Annotated in this window: 16 protein-coding genes and 1 pseudogene; 10 read left to right on the top strand and 7 right to left on the bottom strand. The window is 72.3% G+C overall.

The window, feature by feature from the left end; genetic code table 11:
* Positions 1-8: 8 nt before the first annotated feature.
* The 3 genes and pseudogenes from N8N77_RS03850 to N8N77_RS03840 all read right to left on the bottom strand — a co-directional run.
* A pseudogene (locus tag N8N77_RS03850) lies at positions 9-701 on the bottom strand (ABC transporter ATP-binding protein); the annotation flags it as partial.
* Positions 698-1339: a TetR family transcriptional regulator gene (locus tag N8N77_RS03845; protein ID WP_261164764.1), complete on the bottom strand. Its 642-nt coding sequence runs from the start codon at positions 1337-1339 to the stop codon at positions 698-700. The pseudogene N8N77_RS03850 and the gene N8N77_RS03845, both read right to left, overlap by 4 nt.
* A 93-nt stretch (positions 1340-1432) precedes the next feature.
* Positions 1433-2308, bottom strand: coding sequence for an A/G-specific adenine glycosylase (locus tag N8N77_RS03840; RefSeq protein ID WP_261164762.1), 876 nt, complete (start codon positions 2306-2308; stop codon positions 1433-1435).
* Between the two features lie 104 nt (positions 2309-2412).
* Between N8N77_RS03840 and N8N77_RS03835 the strand changes: the two genes are divergently transcribed.
* The 5 genes from N8N77_RS03835 (at position 2413) to N8N77_RS03815 (ending at position 5818) form a co-directional block, all read left to right on the top strand.
* Positions 2413-3051 (top strand): hypothetical protein, encoded by a 639-nt coding sequence (locus N8N77_RS03835; protein WP_261164760.1) that lies wholly within the window; start codon positions 2413-2415, stop codon positions 3049-3051.
* 32 nt (positions 3052-3083) lie between these two features.
* A complete protein-coding gene (truB, locus tag N8N77_RS03830) occupies positions 3084-3983 on the top strand; it encodes a tRNA pseudouridine(55) synthase TruB (RefSeq protein ID WP_261164758.1) in 900 nt (299 codons plus the stop codon).
* Positions 3980-4348, top strand: a complete 369-nt coding sequence (locus N8N77_RS03825; RefSeq protein ID WP_261164756.1) for a hypothetical protein — start codon at positions 3980-3982, stop codon at positions 4346-4348. Before truB ends, N8N77_RS03825 begins: the two co-directional genes overlap by 4 nt.
* Before the next feature lie 82 nt (positions 4349-4430).
* Positions 4431-4865, top strand: a complete 435-nt coding sequence (locus tag N8N77_RS03820) for a hypothetical protein (protein WP_261164755.1) — start codon at positions 4431-4433, stop codon at positions 4863-4865.
* A complete protein-coding gene (locus N8N77_RS03815) occupies positions 4862-5818 on the top strand; it encodes a bifunctional riboflavin kinase/FAD synthetase (protein WP_261164752.1) in 957 nt (318 codons plus the stop codon). The genes N8N77_RS03820 and N8N77_RS03815 overlap by 4 nt, the downstream gene beginning before the upstream one ends.
* A gap of 15 nt (positions 5819-5833) precedes the next feature.
* Here N8N77_RS03815 and deoC read toward each other — a convergent pair whose 3' ends face one another.
* The gene (gene deoC / locus N8N77_RS03810; protein WP_261164750.1) at positions 5834-6553 is read right to left on the bottom strand and encodes a deoxyribose-phosphate aldolase; all 720 of its coding nucleotides are present in this window, start codon (positions 6551-6553) and stop codon (positions 5834-5836) included.
* Positions 6554-6632: 79 nt separating this feature from the next.
* On the opposite strand from deoC, the gene N8N77_RS03805 reads away from it, so the two are divergent.
* The 3 genes from N8N77_RS03805 (at position 6633) to N8N77_RS03795 (ending at position 12408) form a co-directional block, all read left to right on the top strand.
* Positions 6633-8858, top strand: a complete 2226-nt coding sequence (locus tag N8N77_RS03805; RefSeq protein ID WP_396652773.1) for a heavy metal translocating P-type ATPase — start codon at positions 6633-6635, stop codon at positions 8856-8858.
* A 246-nt stretch (positions 8859-9104) separates the two neighbouring features.
* Complete coding sequence (locus N8N77_RS03800; protein WP_261164747.1) at positions 9105-11255, top strand: DEAD/DEAH box helicase; 2151 nt, start codon at positions 9105-9107, stop codon at positions 11253-11255.
* Positions 11256-11379: 124 nt separating this feature from the next.
* Complete coding sequence (locus N8N77_RS03795) at positions 11380-12408, top strand: 6-phosphofructokinase (protein WP_261164745.1); 1029 nt, start codon at positions 11380-11382, stop codon at positions 12406-12408.
* A gap of 78 nt (positions 12409-12486) precedes the next feature.
* Here N8N77_RS03795 and N8N77_RS03790 read toward each other — a convergent pair whose 3' ends face one another.
* Positions 12487-13563: a glycosyltransferase family 4 protein gene (locus N8N77_RS03790; RefSeq protein WP_261164743.1), complete on the bottom strand. Its 1077-nt coding sequence runs from the start codon at positions 13561-13563 to the stop codon at positions 12487-12489.
* Between the two features lie 280 nt (positions 13564-13843).
* Between N8N77_RS03790 and N8N77_RS03785 the strand changes: the two genes are divergently transcribed.
* On the top strand, positions 13844-14200 hold the full coding sequence (locus N8N77_RS03785; protein WP_261164741.1) for a MerR family transcriptional regulator: 357 nt from the start codon (positions 13844-13846) through the stop codon (positions 14198-14200).
* A 9-nt stretch (positions 14201-14209) separates the two neighbouring features.
* Here the strand turns inward: N8N77_RS03785 and N8N77_RS03780 are convergent, their stop codons facing one another.
* Positions 14210-14635, bottom strand: a complete 426-nt coding sequence (locus N8N77_RS03780; RefSeq protein ID WP_261164739.1) for a heat shock 70 family protein — start codon at positions 14633-14635, stop codon at positions 14210-14212.
* Positions 14636-14801: 166 nt separating this feature from the next.
* Between N8N77_RS03780 and N8N77_RS03775 the strand changes: the two genes are divergently transcribed.
* Entirely contained in the window at positions 14802-15395 is a 594-nt protein-coding gene (locus N8N77_RS03775) for a hypothetical protein (protein WP_261164738.1), read from the top strand.
* Between the two features lie 2 nt (positions 15396-15397).
* On the opposite strand, the gene N8N77_RS03770 is transcribed toward N8N77_RS03775, so the two are convergent.
* Positions 15398-15688 (bottom strand): helix-turn-helix domain-containing protein, encoded by a 291-nt coding sequence (locus N8N77_RS03770; RefSeq protein WP_261164737.1) that lies wholly within the window; start codon positions 15686-15688, stop codon positions 15398-15400.
* Between the last annotated feature and the right edge of the window lie 32 nt (positions 15689-15720).

The raw sequence follows: 15720 nt of genomic DNA, 5'->3' as shown, positions 1-15720 counted from the left end.
CCGCCTTCGACCGTGGTGGCAGCGGCGATCCGCAGTCGTTCGAGCGGTCCCTGCTCCACGGTGCGGCCGCTGCGGATGATCGTCACGGTGTCGCACAGCCGCTCGACCTCCGAGAGGATGTGCGAGCTCAGCAGCACCGCCGCGCCACGCTCGCGCGCGGCACGCACCTCCTGCTGGAACACCGCCTCCATGAGGGGATCGAGGCCCGTGGTGGGCTCGTCGAGCACGAGCAGTTCCGCATCGGAAGCGAATGCGGCCACGAGCGCCACCTTCTGTCGGTTGCCCTTCGAGTAGGTGCGTGACTTCTTGCGCGGATCGAGCTGGAATCGCTCGAGCAGCTCCTCGCGTCGCGCGCGGTACCGCCGGCCGCGCGTCTCGGTGCGGCCACCGCGGAAGCGGGCGAGCAGGTCGATCGCCTCACCGCCCGTGAGGTTCGGCCACAGCGAGACGTCGCCGGGCACGTAGGCGAGCCGGCGGTGCAGCGCCACGGCGTCCCGCCACGGGTCGCCGCCGAACAACCGTGCGCTGCCCCCGGAGGCGCGCAGCAGCCCGAGAAGAACCCGGATGGTGGTCGACTTTCCGGAGCCGTTCGGCCCGAGAAAGCCCGCCACCTCGCCGGGCGCGACGGTGAGATCCAGGCCATCCAGCGCCTGCACGCGTCCGAAGCGCTTGCGCAGCCCCGCGACCTCGATGGGATTCATTGCTGGTCTCCTTCGTGCGTTCGGCGGAAGGCGTCATAGATGTCAGGCGAGGTGAGGTAGCCGTGCGTGAGCACCTCGAGAAGCGGCACGTAGACACGCTCTATAAGCCGGCGCGCCGACCCGCCCGCGCTCTCGTCGGCACGGCCGTCGGAATCGACGAGGTCGGAGAGGGTGAGTGCCCCGAGCACGGCCAGGACGAGCACACGGTTGCGGGCATGGGGATCGGGGCTGGGGTGAATGAGCCCGTCGGTGATGGCGGCGGGAGTGCGCGCGTCGGCGTCGGCGATCATCTCGCGGACGATGCGTCGCGCGGACTCGCCCCCCTCGCGGATCGTCTGCAGGAAGTACCCGAGCAGCGGTTCGTATCGGCCGAGCTCCGACAGCAGCGAGAGCGGGTCGCCGTCCCGCACCACCCGCTGGCCCTCGTCCTTGCCCGCGGCGTACTCGCGGAGCACCGCCGCGTCGCAGGCCTGCCGCAGCGCCGCCTTGGAACCGAAGTGATGGATGACCAGCGCGGGGCTGACACCGGCGTCCTCCGCGATCTGCCGCACCGAGGCGCCGAAACCGTCGCGGGCAAAACGCGCGATGGCGGCGTCGCGGATGCGCGCCCGCGGCATGCGGTCGTCGGCTGAACTCATGTTCAGCAGACTAAACGCGCGTTCAGTGTGCGTCAAGCGTCCTTCGCGCGGGCAGGAACTCCCGCCCGCCGCGTCGACGCGCGAGCGATCGCGTCAGCGGGGAAGGCGCACCGCGTCGCCGTCCACCTCGATGAGGCCGTCCTGCAGCAGAGAGAGGATGGCGCGGTCGCGCTGGGCGGGGTCGGGCCAGTCGACCAGCAGGTCGTGGGTCGGCACAGCCCCCTCCGCGGCGCGCAGCCCGCGAAGGACCGCACCTCGCGCCTGTCGGTCGCTGCCCTCGTATCGCGCCTGCTTGCGGCGCAGGTCGGGGGTGGAGGGGGAGCCGGCGGCGACCCACGCGCACACATCGCGAAGGGGGCACTCCGCGCAGCGCGGGGCTCGCGCGACGCACACCACCTGGCCAAGCTCCATCGTCGCGGCGTTCATGAGGGCGGCGTCGGCCGGCGATTCCGGCAGCGCCTCCTCCATGGCATCCAGGTCGCGACGATGCGGCGCCGCCGGGTGCTCCACACCGGCGACGGCACGCGCGAGCACGCGGCGCGTGTTCGTGTCGACCACCGGGTGCCGCTGGCCGTAGGCGAATGCCGCGACGGCACGGGCGGTGTAGTCACCGATCCCCGTCAGCGCGAGCAGAGCATCGAGCTCCCGCGGCACCACCCCACCGTGTCGGTCGCGGATCTCCGTGGCGGCCCGGTGCAGCCACAGTGCGCGGCGTGGGTACCCCAGGTTCGCCCAGGCCCTCACGGCCTCCGCGGGCGCCTCGTCGGCGAGGGCGGCGGGCGACGGCCACCTCCGCAGCCACGACTCCAGCAAGGGGATCACGCGCGCCACGGGCGTCTGCTGCAGCATGAACTCGCTGACGAGCACGCCCCAGGCGCCGAAGCCGGGTTCGCGCCACGGCAGAGCGCGCGCGTTCGCGCGGTACCACGGCAGCAGCCGCGGGGCGAGGGCGGTCGCGGACGTGGGCACCCCACCAGCCTAGGAGGCGGCGCCGGAAGCCCCCGCGTCGATCGCGACCGAACCGTGATGCGTCCGCGTCCCGACCGTAACCTGCGTTGCGTAGCGTCGGGGGCATGCTCCGGTTCGACCCCCGCTTCGCCCTGTTCGCCGGAGTCCTCACCACCGTCGCGGTGGCGGGCTGCGCGAGTCAGGAGGGCGACGCCACGCCGTCTCCGACGGCCTCCTCCTCCACCACCACGATGAGTTTCCCGTCCGATGCGGCCGTGACGATGGACGATCAGGACCCGGCGGATCCGGCGACGTGGGTGATCCACGGCGGCGCCGTCGGCCTCGTCCAGATGGGCGACTCGTACGACGCGACGCTCGAGGAGCTGTCGGACGCATGGGCCCCCGTCGAGGGCTGCGACGACGTCGCCGTGTGGAGCGGCGGCGACGGCATCTCGATCTGGTTCGTCGGCGGCTCCTCCGGTGACATCGAGACGATCGCCGTGGAGGGCGCCCTCGGAGACCCGGCGGGCGGGCCGCGCACGCCCGTGGGGATCGGGCTCGGTTCCACGCGGGACGAGGTGCGCGCCGCCTATCCGGCCTCCGAGGAGGTGCCCGCCGCGGTCGGTGGCGCCACCTACCTGCGCCAGTCAGACGGCGAGGCGGCCGACGGCGCGCTGTTCTTCGAGCTCGCCGAGGGTGAGGATCGCGTGTCGTCGCTCACCCTCACGCAACGCGACCAGCCGCCGTACGAGCCCTGCGCCTGAGGGCGCGCGTCGCCGCGGGTAGGCTGGAGCCCATGCATGCGGGTGTCCTCCTGGTCGACAAGCCGGGCGGGATGACCAGCCACGACGTCGTCTCCCGCGCTCGACGGGCTCTCGGCACCCGCAAGATCGGGCACGCCGGAACGCTCGATCCCATGGCCACCGGGCTGCTGATCCTCGGCGTGGAGGGGGCGACCCGCCTGCTGACCTACCTCGTCGGCCTCGACAAGACGTACCTCGCGACCATCCGTCTCGGGGTCGCGACCACGACGGACGACGCCGAGGGCGAGATCGTGGACGTCGCCGAGCCCGCAGCCGTCTCGGGCGCCAGCGACGAGCTCATCACCCAGGGAATCGCGGCGCTCACGGGAGAGATCTCGCAGGTGCCGAGCAGCGTCTCGGCCATCAAGGTGAACGGACGGCGCGCATACGACCTCGCCCGCGCGGGGGAGCAGGTCGAGCTCCGGGCCCGTGCCGTGACCGTCTCGCGTTTCGAGGTGCTCGAGACGCGCCGTCACGCCGACGCGGTCGAGCTCGATGTCGTCGTCGATTGTTCCTCGGGAACGTATATCCGCGCCCTCGCGCGCGACCTCGGTAACACGCTGGGCATCGGCGGCCACCTCACCGCGCTGCGGCGCACGCGGATCGGCCGCTTCGACGTCTCGGAGTCGGTCACGGCCGACGCGATCGCCGCGGAGGCGATGCTGGCCCCGGCCGAGGCCGCAGCGCGAGCGGTGGGGCGGATCGACGTGACGGCCGAGGAGGCACGGGATCTGCGGCACGGCAAGCGACTCGACGGTGCGGCCGCCCGCCTGTCCGGCGCCGTCGCCGCCGCCATCGACCCCGAGGGACGTCTCGTCGGCATCGTCGAGGCGCGCGGATCGGCGCTGAAGAGCGCGATGAACGTCTCCGAGACACAGGGAGAGCCCGCATGATCCTGTGGTTCACGGTCGTGCAGGTGATCGCCGCCGTCGGAGCGGGGCTGCTCTGCCTCGTGCTCGGACTGGCCGGCCGGCGGCCGAGCGACGTGAGCGTCGGCGCGCTCGCGATCGTCGAGCTGCTGCTCATCGCGCAGGTCGTCGTCGCCATCATCGCCCCGCTGGCGGGCAACCCGCCCACGGGCGACCTGCTCGAGTTCTGGATGTACCTGGTGTCGGCGGTGCTGCTGCCGCTGGCCGCCGTCGGCTGGGCGCTCGTGGAGCGCGGGCGTTGGAGCGTCGTCGTGATGGGCGTCGTGGGACTGTCGATCGCGGTGATGGTGTGGCGCATGCAGGTGATCTGGACCATTCAGGTCGCGTGATGCGCGCCGCCGGCGCGGAAGGGCCTGTCGGTACGCACCGCCCAGCGGGCCGACGGCGCCCGCGAACTAGAATCGAGGGGCTATGACTGATCCCGAGCGCTCCCGCCGCATCACCGGCATCGGCACCATCCTGGTCTGGGTCTACGGCGTGCTCGCGCTTGCCGCAACGGGCCGGTCGGTTTACCAGATGATCGCCCACTTCTCGCAGGCGCCGCTGGCGTACCTGCTCTCGGCGCTCGCGGCGGCCGTGTACGTGCTGGCGACGGCGGCGCTCGTCGTTTCCCGCAGCGATACCTGGTACCGGGTGGCGTGGGCCGCGGTCTCCTTCGAACTCGCCGGCGTGCTCGTCGTGGGCACCCTGAGCCTCGTCGCCCCTGATCTTTTCCACGCCGACGACACGGTCTGGTCCCGCTACGGCTCCGGCTACTTCTGGGTGCCGCTGGTGCTGCCGTTCCTCGGCATCTGGTGGCTGGCCACGCATCGGCCCGCCCGCGTCGCCGCCGGGGCGTCGGGATGATCCTGTTCGAGGATCCGTCGCAGATCCCGCCGGACTTCGGCCAGTCGATCGTCGCGATCGGCAAGTTCGACGGCGTGCACGCCGGCCATCGAGCGATCATCGAGCGCATGATCGCCGCCGCCGCGAGCAGCGGGCTGCGCAGCGTGGCGGTCACCTTCGATCGGAATCCGCTGGCGCTGCTCGCGCCCCAGCGCTGCCCTCGTCCGCTCGTGGGCAATCGCCAGAAGGTCGAGTTGCTCGCCGGCACCGGACTGGATGCCGCCCTCATGCTGCGCTTCGACGAAGCGCTCGCGGCCGAGGACGCCGGGGACTTCGTGCGGCGCGTGCTCGTGGGCGCCCTGCGAGCCCGACGGGTGCTCGTGGGGCGCGACTTCCGCTTCGGCCGCGCCGGCGCCGGCGACGTCGCGCTGCTGGAGCGCCTCGGTGGCGAGCACGGCTTCACGGTCGACGTGATCGATGACATCGCGAGCGCCGAGGACGGCCGGCGCGTGTCGTCGACGTGGATTCGGGAGCTGCTCACACAGGGTGACGTGAGCCGCGCCGCCACGCTGCTCGGGCGGCTGCCGGCGGTGTCGGGCGAGGTGGTGCACGGGCTCAAGCGCGGCCGCGAGCTCGGCTTCCCGACGGCGAACCTCTCGCCCGATGCCGAGGGCTTCGTGCCGGCGGACGGCGTGTACGCCGGGTGGCTCGTTGTGCGGGCGCCCGAGGGCCAGGCCGCCGGGCGGTACCCGGCGGCGATCTCGGTCGGCGCGAACCCCACGTTCGGCGACGTGGACGCGTCGCAGGTCGAGGCGTACGTGCTGGACCAGACCGACCTCGATCTCTACGACGTGCGGGTGGACGTGCTCTTCCAGGAGCGCCTGCGGGGCATGGTGGCGTTCGACGGGGTGGACGCGCTCATCGCTCAGATGAGCGACGACGTCGCCCGCACGCGCCGCATCTTGCAGGGGTGAGTGTTCGGTGGGGGATCAGTAGGAGCTGACGTCCTCGGCGCCCGACGACTCCTCGCCGGTCAGCCGGGCGCGCAGCTCGCCGAGAATGGTGGCGGTGGCGCTCGTGCCGAGGCGTGTCGCGCCGGCGTCGAGCATGGCGATCGCGGCGTCGAGGCCGCGCACGCCACCGGACGCCTTCACCTGCACGCCCGGAGAGACGCTCTCGCGCATGAGCCGCACGTGCTCGACCGTCGCGCCGCCGCCCGCGAAGCCCGTCGAGGTCTTCACGAAGGTCGCGCCGCCCGCCTCGGTGAGTCGGCTACCGCGCGCGATCTGCTCCTGATCGAGGTAGCTCGTCTCGAGGATCACCTTGCTGACGAACGGGCCGGCGGCCTCGACGACGGCGGCGATGTCGTCGCGCACGTAATCGTCCTCGCCCGAGCGGAGGGCGCCGATGTGCAGCACCATGTCGAACTCCGTGGCCCCGTCCTCCTGGGCACGTCGCAGCTCCGCCACCTTTGTCGCAGTGGACGTCGTCCCGTGCGGGAAGCCGATGACGGTGCAGACCCGCACGCCGGAGCCGTCGAGCCGGTTCACGGCGTAGGCGACGTCCGACGGGCGCACGCAGGCGCTCCACACGCCCCACTCCGCGGCGATGTCGAGCTGGCGGTCCACGTCGGCGCGCGTGAAGTCGGGCTTCAGGACGGCGTGGTCGATGGTCGCGGCGATCTGCGCTTCGGTGTAGGTGCCCGGCATTCCTCCAGCGTACGCCGGGATGGCAGGCGGAATACCCCCGGGGGGTATGCTGTTGGTGGGGATGACAAAGGAGGCCAAGATGGATCGAATGAGCGAGACCCGCGGCGTCGTCCTCGACATCGAGGGCATGACGTGCGCCAGCTGCGTGGCGCGCGTGGAGAAGCGGCTGCGCGCGGTTCCCGGCGTGGAGGCGGCGGTGAACCTCGCCACGGAATCGGCGCGGGTGTTCGCGCCGGAGGGCGTCGACGGCGAACGGCTGGTGGAGGCCGTGCGCTCTGCCGGTTACGACGCCCGTGTGCGCAGCGATGACGCGGCGCCGCGCGAGGCGCACGGCGGGCACGAGCACGCGTCGCATGGCCCCGGCGACGGCGGCCACTCCCACGATGTGGAGGACGCGCGTGGTGCGACGCCGCTGCGCACGCGCCTGATCGTGAGCGGGATCCTCGCGGTCCCCGTCCTCGCACTGTCGATGCTGATGCCGCTGCAGTTCCCCGGCTGGGAGTGGGTGGCCCTGGTGCTCGCGACACCGGTCGTGCTGTGGGGAGGATGGCCGTTCCACCGCGCGACGTTCGCGAATGCGCGCCACGGTGCCATGACGATGGACACCCTCATCACCCTTGGCACGCTTGCCGCCTTGTTGTGGAGCGCGTGGGCGGCCGCCACGGGCGGGCACGTTTACGTCGAGGTCGCCGCCGTCGTGACGGTGTTCCTGTTGCTGGGCCGGTTCATCGAGCAGCGTTCCAAGCGGCGAGCAGGCGCCGCCCTGCGGGCGCTGATGGAGCTGGGCGCCGACGAGGTGACGCTCGCCAGCGCGGACGGACGCGACGGTGAGACGGTACCTGTGGAGCGGCTCCGCACCGGCGACCTGTTCGTCGTACGCCCGGGGGAGCGGGTGGCCGCCGACGGCGTGATCGTGAGCGGAGACGCCGCCGTGGATTCGAGCATGATCACGGGCGAGTCGGCGCCCGTGCACGCCGGTCCCGGGGAGGACGTGACCGGTGGCACGATCGCCACGGACGGCCGACTGATCGTGCGCGCGACGGCGGTGGGCTCCGCAACCCGGTTGGCGCACATGGCGCGCCTCGTCGAGGACGCGCAGGCGGGCAAGGGGCGGGTCCAGCGCCTCGCCGATCGCATCTCGGCGGTGTTCGTGCCCGCCGTGATCGCCCTGTCGATCCTGACGCTCGTCGTCTGGCTGCTGGCCGGCGGCGGCGTGGATGCGGCACTCACGGCGGCGATCGCCGTCGTGATCATCGCGTGCCCGTGCGCCCTGGGCCTGGCGACGCCCGTCGCGATCCTGGTGGGCACCGGCCGTGGCGCGCAGCTGGGCGTGCTCGTCACGGGACCCGAGGCGATCGAGACGGCCGGTCGGATCGACACCGTCGTGCTCGACAAGACCGGGACCGTCACGCGCGGCCGCATGACGGTCGACGCGGTGGTGCCCGCCGAGGGCACGACGCGCGAGGAGCTGATGGCGCTCGCCGCGGCCGCGGAGTCGGGCTCGCAGCACCCCATCGCCCGGGCGATCGTGGCGGCCGCCGACGACGCGCGGGTCGCCACCGACTTCCGCAGCCACGCCGGGCGCGGCATCACCGCGCGCGTCGACGGGCGAGAGGTCTTCGCCGGCAGTCTCTCGTTCGCCCGAGAGCGCGGCGCACGGATCTCCGAGGACATCGCTCGGGCGGCCGAGGAGGCCGCGGGAACCGTGGTGGTGGTCGGTTGGCCCGCGTCCCGCGAGACGGCGCCCACGGCGCGTGGCGTGCTCGTCGTTGCGGACACGGTGCGCGACGACAGCGCGGAGGCGGTGGCGAGCCTGCGCCGGCTGGGCGTGGACGTCGTGCTGCTGACCGGTGACAACGAGCGCGTGGCGCAGGACGTCGCGGGCCGCGTGGGCATCGATCGCGTGGTCGCGGGAGCGTCGCCCGAGGACAAGATCGCGCACATCCGCGAGCTGCAGGCGAACGGACACCGGGTGGCGATGGTCGGCGACGGCATCAACGATTCCGCCGCACTGGCCGCGGCCGATCTCGGCATCGCGATGGGCGGCGGCACGGACGCGGCGCGGCACGCGAGCGACGTCACGCTCGTGCGCGAATCGCTCGCCGCCGTGGGCGATGCCGTCCGCCTGTCGCGCCGGATGATGTCGATCATCCGGGGCAACCTGTTCTGGGCCTTCGGCTACAACGTCGCCGCCATCCCGCTGGCTGCGCTGGGGCTGCTGAACCCGATGATCGCGGGCGCCGCCATGGCGTTCTCGAGCGTGTTCGTCGTGCTGAACAGCCTGCGTCTGCGCGCCTTCCACTGAGCGAGCCGCCGCGTCACGCCCCCGTCGGAGTTCCGCCGGGGGCGTGACGCATGCTGTGCCTGTCGAGGACCATGCCCTAGACTGAGAGCGGCTCGCCGCCATCCGTTCGACGCTCTGCGCCGGGTGAGCGAGCCGGCGCCTCCCCGGCCGGACCCGTCCTGGTCGTCCGAAATCCCTCGGCACGCGTGGGGCGCACGATTCTTTCGAACGGCCGCTCGACCGGCCGCATCGACGCTCAGGAGGAGCATGCCGACCACGGCACCCGCGCGACAGCGCAAGACGTCCTCGTCCGCACGACGCGACGACGAGGCACCTCTCATCCCGATCCTCGCCCGCAAGGTGCGCGAGGTCGAGGCCAAGGCCCAGCGCAACAAGCTGGGCCCCACGAACCGCGTCAAGTTCCAGGTGATCGCGTTCCTCGTGCGCGAGGAGCGCGCAAGGGTCAAGGCCGACCCCGAACTGACCGATGCCGCGCGGGCCGAGCTGCTCAAGCGCCTCGACGGGGTGGCGACGATCCTCGCCAAGACCGCAGCCCGCGACACGTCGCTCATTCAGCTGCTCGAGGCCGATCACGCCACCTCGCCCGTCGCGCAGCGCATGCGGCGCGACTGGCTGCTCGAGTCGGGCGCCGAGCTTCCGCCTGAGGAGCTCGTGATCTCGGATGCCAAGCCCGTCGTCGTGCCGCCGATGGTGCCTCAGGTCGCCACCGAGCGCGCCGTCGTGCCGCCGCAGATCGAGTCGCGCATCGCCGCGAACCCGTTCCTCGCGCCCGACCTCTCGCGCGTGCCGGCCCCCACGCCGCGTCGCCGCCTGGACGGCTGGGAGCTGATGGGCCCGCTGTACAAGGCGTTCGAGATGGGCGCGGGCGGGGGAGCGGCCACGATGCCGCTGCCGCCGGTGCCCGAGTTCGACCGCGTCTCGCCCAAGGGCCTCGAGGTCATGGTGCACCAGGCGCGCTTCCTCGAGGCGGTACGCGCCGGCCACCGCTCGTTCCTGCTCGCCGACGAGCCCGGTCTCGGCAAGACCGCCGAGTCGGTGCTTGCGGCGTCCGTCGCGAACGCCTACCCCCTGGTCGTCGTCGTGCCCAACGTCGTGAAGATGAACTGGGCGCGCGAGGTGGAGCGCTGGACGCCGCAGCGCCGCGCGACGGTGATCAACGGCGACGGCAACGACGTCGACGCCTTCGCCGACGTGTTCATCGTCAACTACGAGATCCTCGATCGGCACATCGGCTGGCTCGGCGCCATCGGGCTGCGCGGCATGGTGGTGGACGAGGCCCACTTCATCAAGAACCTCTCGTCGCAGCGGTCCCAGAACGTGCTCGCCCTTGCCCAGCGCGTCCGCGAGACGACCCCGGGTGGCCGGCCGCTGCTCATGGCGCTGACGGGCACGCCCCTCATCAACGATGTCGAGGACTTCGACGCGATCTGGCGCTTCCTCGGCTGGACCAACGGCGAGAAGCCCGGCCCCGAGCTCATGGAGAAGCTCGACGGCACCGGGCTCACTCCCGCCGACAAGGCGTTCTACCCCGAGGCGCGCGACGCGGTGATCTCGATGGGCATCGTCCGGCGTCGCAAGAAGGACGTCGCGAGCGACCTGCCCGACAAGCTCATCGCCGACATGCCGGTGCAGTTGGACGACGAGTTCGGCCGCGGCATCCGCGAGGCGGAGCGGCAGCTGGCCGAGCGCCTGGCGGCGCGGTATCGGCGCATCGTCGAGGCGCGCGGGGATCGCGGGCTCCAGCCGGGCGAGATCGACGACGACATCGTGCGCCTCGTGGCACAGGGCGAGCTGGACGAGTCCAAGGCCGCCGGCGCCGAGGGCGACAACGTCTTCGCCATGGTGCGCCGCATCGGCCAGGCGAAGGCCGGGCTGGCCGCGGACTACGCCGCGCAGCTGCAGCGCTCGGTGGGCAAGGTCGTGTTCTTCGCCAAGCACATCGACGTCATGGACCAGGCCGAGGCGCTGTTCGCCGCCAACGGCATCCGCGCGGTCTCGATCCGCGGCGACCAGACATCCACGGCCCGCCAGGAGGCGATCGACGCGTTCGTGAACGACCCCGCCGTCGGCATCGCCGTCTGCTCGCTGACGGCCGCGGGCGTCGGCGTGAACCTGCAGGTGGCGTCGAACGTCGTGCTGGCCGAGCTGAGCTGGACGGCGGCCGAGCAGACGCAGGCGATTGACCGCGTGCACCGCATCGGCCAGGACGAGCCGGTCACCGCATGGCGGATCATCGCCGCGCACACGATCGACGCCAAGATCGCGGAGCTCATCGACCAGAAGCAGGGCCTCGCGGCCCGCGCGCTGGACGGCGAGGCGACCGACGAGGCGGCGAGCGAATCGGTGCAGCTGGCCGCCCTCATGCACCTCACCCGCGAGGCGCTCGGCGGCGAGTGACCGAGCGCCGTTCCGGGGGCCGCGAGCGGCGCCCGGGGCGGCGACGAAGGCTCTAGGCTGGCGCCATGAAGATCGGAAACGTCACCTGCGTGCGGCAGTCGACCCGAACGGCTGTGGGGCGCGCATGAAGATCGGAATCCTGACCTCCGGCGGCGACTGCCCCGGCCTGAACGCGGTCATCCGCGGTGCCGTGCTGAAGGGCACCGAGACCTACGGCATCGAGTTCGTCGGCATCCGGGACGGCTGGCGCGGCCTCGTCGACGCCGACTTCCTCCCGCTCACGCGGCACGAGGTGAAGGGCCTGTCGAAGGTCGGCGGCACGATCCTCGGCACGAGCCGCACGAATCCCTACGAGGGCGAGCGCGGTGGCCCGGAGAACATCGCGAAGACGCTCTACGGGCACCGCATCGACGGGATCATCGCCATCGGCGGAGAGGGCACCCTGGCGGCCGCTCAGCGGCTCTACAACGACGGCATCAACGTGCTGGGCGTGCCGAAGACGATCGACAACGACCTGCGCGCGACCGACTATTCGTTCGGCTTCGACACGGCTGTGAACATCGCGACGGAGGCGATGGATCGCCTACGCACCACCGGCGACTCGCACCAGCGATGCATGGTGGCGGAGGTCATGGGCCGGCACGTCGGGTGGATCGCGCTGCACTCGGGCATGGCCGCCGGGGCGCACATCATCTGCATCCCCGAGGTGCCGCTGTCGATCGACGAGATCTGCGAGCAGGTGATCTCGGCGCACGACCGCGGCCGTGCGCCGCTCGTCGTCGTTGCCGAGGGGTTCAAGTTGAAGGGCCAGGAGGAGGCGTACAGCGACAAGGGGCTCGACGCCTTCAACCGCCCGCGCCTCGGCGGCATCGGCGAGGTGCTCGCTCCGCTGATCGAGGAGAAGACGGGCATCGAGACGAGGGCGACCGTGCTCGGCCACATCCAGCGCGGCGGCGCGCCCTCGGGATTCGACCGGGTGCTCGCCACGCGTCTCGGTCTGCACGCGATCGACGCGGTCGTGGACGGCGCCTGGGGCCAGATGGTCGCCATGCAGGGAACGGACATCGTGCGGGTGCCGTTCCAGGATGCGCTGGGCGAGCTGAACACGGTGCCCCTGTCGCGCTACGAGGAGGCCTCGGCGCTCTTCGGCTGAGCGCTCCGCGTCGACTGCGGGGCGGGACGGGAAAGGCGCCGGGGGGAGTCCCCGGCGCCTTCTCGTTCCCTCGACCGCTCAGGCGGCGACGAGACCGGCGGCGTCGCGCCCCTCGCCGTACAGGTCGAGGGGCTCGATGGGCTCGACCAGGGCGCGATACACGCGCTCGTAGCCCTCCGCCATCACCGCAAGGTCGAAGCGCTGCTCGGCCTGCCGTCGGCACTCGTGAGGATCCAGGCCCTCCGCGGCCACGATGGCATCCGCGAGACCACGCGCGTCCGCATCGCGGTCGACGATGATGCCCGTACGGTCATGGTCCACCACCTCGGGCACGCTGCCCCGACGGGTGGCGACGACCGGTGTGCCGCATGCCAGCGCCTCGACCATGACCATCCCGAACGGCTCCTCCCACTGGATGGGGAAGATCAGCGCGCGCGCCGCGGCGAACAGCTCGCGCTTCAGGGACGCGTCGGCCTCGCCGACGTACTCCGCGCCCCGGCCCAATCGCGGCCGGATCTCGGCGTCGAAGTAGGCGTGCTCGGCGCTCTCGTTGAGCTTGCCCGCCAGCACGACGCGACGGCCGGCCGCCCGTGCCGCGTCGATCGCGAGATGCGGCGCCTTGTCGGGGCTGAATCGACCGATCCAGAGGAGGAAGTCGTCCTTGCGCTCGCGCATCGGGAACGATGCGACGTCGATCGCGTTGTGGACGGTGCCGCACCAGTTGATCCGCGGGTTCGCGCGTCGCTGCGCGTCGGAGATCGCGACGACCGAGACGCTGCGCTCGAGTAGCTCGTGGTAGCGCCCGTTCTCGCCCGACACCGGTCCGTGCATCGTGACGACCGTGGGCGCCGCGCGCCCGCCGGCGAGCAGGGGGCCGCACAGCGTGTTGTCGTGGACGACATCCACCCCGGCCTCCTCGAGCGCGCGGCGCGCGAATGCGGCGGCGATCGCCTCGGGCACGGGCTCGCCGAGGCGCGAGGTGGGCGGCGTGTCGTACGCCGCGTGGAACTCCTGCGCCTTCGTGCCGTTGCGCCCCGCGCCGACGAGCACGACCTCGTGGCCACGCGCGACGAGCGCGTCGACCAGGCCGGCGACCACCGCCTCGGTCCCCCCGTATCCGGCGGGTGGCAGCGAGAACCAGGGTGGTGCCACCATCCCGATGCGCAACGAGGGGCGGGGCGACGCGTCGGGCCCTGTGATGGGGTCCGCGAAGGTGGCTGGAGTCGTCAACGGCATGGAACCTCCCTGCGACGAGGAGGCCGGCCGCAGCGGGCACAGCGTGGATCGCCTGGGCGGCGCCGCGGGGTGGAACGGCAGGCCGGCCTCCGAGACGGAGTGAAAGCAAACCTGCAACTTAAGTTATAAGATACCTGCGACCAAACCGCAAAAGACGGCGGAAGCAGCGTCGTCGCACGACGAAGGAACGGAAAGCACCGTGGGCGAGGGCGCCGCGCAAGGTGACGGACGCGCGACCGAACGGATCCTGTCGGACGAGCCGTTCTACACGATCGGTCAGGTCGCCACGCTGTTGGGCGTGCCCGCTGCGCAGTTGCGCCGCCTGGACGCGTTCGAGATCGTGCAGCCCGACCGCTCGCAGGGGAACCAGCGGCGCTACTCGGCGGACGAGATCGAGCGGCTGCGCGAGGTGCTCCGGCTGGGGGAGGAGGGCGTCTCGCTCCCGGGCGTGCGCAGGATCCTCGAGCTGCGCCGTCGCGTCGACGAGCTCGAGGACCGCCTCGCGCGCCAGTCGGACGAGCTGGCGGCGGCTCGTCGCATGGCGCGCGGCTCCTGATTCCCGCGCTCACAGGATCGCGAGTGAGGTCGCGCGCCAGCGCCGGTCCATCCCCTCCAGTCGCACCGCGACCGCCCGCATGCGGCCGGGCGTCGCGACGACCACAACCCCCTCGACGGCGCCGTCCGCCGGTGAGGACCAGCGCACCGACCGGATCGCGTAGGCGGGGTGCCGTGCCGGTTGCTGCCGCGCGCTGCGGGCGCGCTTGGCGAGATTGGCCCGGGTGAGCAGGGAGCGGTACGGCTCCTCGGCGAGCCAGCGCGCGAGCTGATCGACGTCGCGCACCCCGGCGAGTACCTCGAGCACGCCGCGCGCGAGTCCGTCGAGCAGCGGCGCGGGATCGGGCAGCTCGGCGGTCGGCGTGCGCTGCGGGGCGAACAGCTCGTTCACGTCGAGGGCGCTGCGGACGCGGCGTCTTCCGCTCCGCGACGTCATCGGCATCGACATGGTGCCCCTCCCTCCGCGTCCTCCGGTCCTTCGGCAGATGGCCAGCAGTTCAGCACGGCCCCTTCCGGGCCGGCACGAGGCATAGATGCCTGTGCAGGGCGGGTGCTGTGGAGAACCGACGGCGCGCCGTGGGCGGATCGCCTACGGTCGTGCCGTGCGATGGGAACGGTTCTTCCAGGACCTCGAGAACCAGCTCGCGGCGGAATGGGACGCCAAGCGTGCCGCGCTCGACTCCGAGTCCGAGCGGCTCCGGATCGCGGGGCTGGCGCTGCGTGACCGCCTGCGCGCCCTCGTCGGAACCGACCCCGTGGCGTTCGAGCTCGTCGACGGATCGCGGCACGAGGCGGCGATCGCCGCCGTGGGCGCCGACTGGATTGCGGGCCGTCCGCCGGCGGCCGGCGTGCTCATCGTGCCGCTCGCCGCGGTACGCCTGATCGGGGCCTCCGAGCCCGAGTTGCTGCGCAGCGCCCGGGCGAGTACCGGCCCCGACCTGCTGGCCGCACGGGTGACACTGGGCTTCGCGCTCCGCGACCTCGCCCGCCGCCGCGTGCCCGCGACGCTCGGGCTGCGGGGCGGCCGCACGGCCACCGGCACGCTCGACCGCGTCGGCGCGGACCACCTCGACCTCGCCGTGCACGCCCTCGACGCGCCGCGGCGCCCGGCGGAGGTGGTGGGCTTTCGCCTCGTGCCTCTCGCATCGCTGGCCTGGCTGCGCGTCGACGCGGACGCGTCACCCGTGCTGACGTGACCCTACGGTCGCGTGCCTCGGGCGCCCCAGACCTCGGGGAAACTCGCGATCTGCGACTCGTGCCACAGTGCGATCCGTCGGGCCTCCTCCGCCTGCTCGTCGAGGTACGCCTCGACGCTGGACTGCTCGATCCGCCACACAGCGGGCGACCCGAGGCGTGCGCCGCTCAGCCGGCCTTCGTGGACGAGGGCCATGACGGAGTCGACATCGAGCGCGAGCAGTTCCGCCACCTGCGCCGGCGCGAGGTGGCGGGCCACAGGTGCGTCGCCGAGACCGGGGCCGGGTTCCGCCATGAGGCCATTATCCGTCTCTACCCGGGTCGGGG

It is taken from the genome of Microbacterium sp. Marseille-Q6965, from assembly GCF_946151065.1.
Classification (GTDB): domain Bacteria; phylum Actinomycetota; class Actinomycetes; order Actinomycetales; family Microbacteriaceae; genus Microbacterium.
Note: the sequence above shows the minus strand (reverse complement) of the source record. Positions and strands in the feature narration are given on the sequence as shown.

Excerpts from the sequence above, each read along its gene's own strand:
- N8N77_RS03845 (WP_261164764.1), bottom strand. The coding sequence starts at position 1,339 with ATGAGTTCAGCCGACGACCGCATGCCGCGGGCGCGCATCCGCGACGCC.
- N8N77_RS03835 (WP_261164760.1), top strand. The coding sequence starts at position 2,413 with ATGCTCCGGTTCGACCCCCGCTTCGCCCTGTTCGCCGGAGTCCTCACC.
- truB (WP_261164758.1), top strand. The coding sequence starts at position 3,084 with ATGCATGCGGGTGTCCTCCTGGTCGACAAGCCGGGCGGGATGACCAGC.
- N8N77_RS03825 (WP_261164756.1), top strand. The coding sequence starts at position 3,980 with ATGATCCTGTGGTTCACGGTCGTGCAGGTGATCGCCGCCGTCGGAGCG.
- N8N77_RS03820 (WP_261164755.1), top strand. The coding sequence starts at position 4,431 with ATGACTGATCCCGAGCGCTCCCGCCGCATCACCGGCATCGGCACCATC.
- N8N77_RS03815 (WP_261164752.1), top strand. The coding sequence starts at position 4,862 with ATGATCCTGTTCGAGGATCCGTCGCAGATCCCGCCGGACTTCGGCCAG.
- deoC (WP_261164750.1), bottom strand. The coding sequence starts at position 6,553 with ATGCCGGGCACCTACACCGAAGCGCAGATCGCCGCGACCATCGACCAC.
- N8N77_RS03805 (WP_396652773.1), top strand. The coding sequence starts at position 6,633 with ATGGATCGAATGAGCGAGACCCGCGGCGTCGTCCTCGACATCGAGGGC.
- N8N77_RS03800 (WP_261164747.1), top strand. The coding sequence starts at position 9,105 with ATGCCGACCACGGCACCCGCGCGACAGCGCAAGACGTCCTCGTCCGCA.
- N8N77_RS03795 (WP_261164745.1), top strand. The coding sequence starts at position 11,380 with ATGAAGATCGGAATCCTGACCTCCGGCGGCGACTGCCCCGGCCTGAAC.
- N8N77_RS03790 (WP_261164743.1), bottom strand. The coding sequence starts at position 13,563 with ATGGTGGCACCACCCTGGTTCTCGCTGCCACCCGCCGGATACGGGGGG.
- N8N77_RS03780 (WP_261164739.1), bottom strand. The coding sequence starts at position 14,635 with ATGACGTCGCGGAGCGGAAGACGCCGCGTCCGCAGCGCCCTCGACGTG.
- N8N77_RS03770 (WP_261164737.1), bottom strand. The coding sequence starts at position 15,688 with ATGGCGGAACCCGGCCCCGGTCTCGGCGACGCACCTGTGGCCCGCCAC.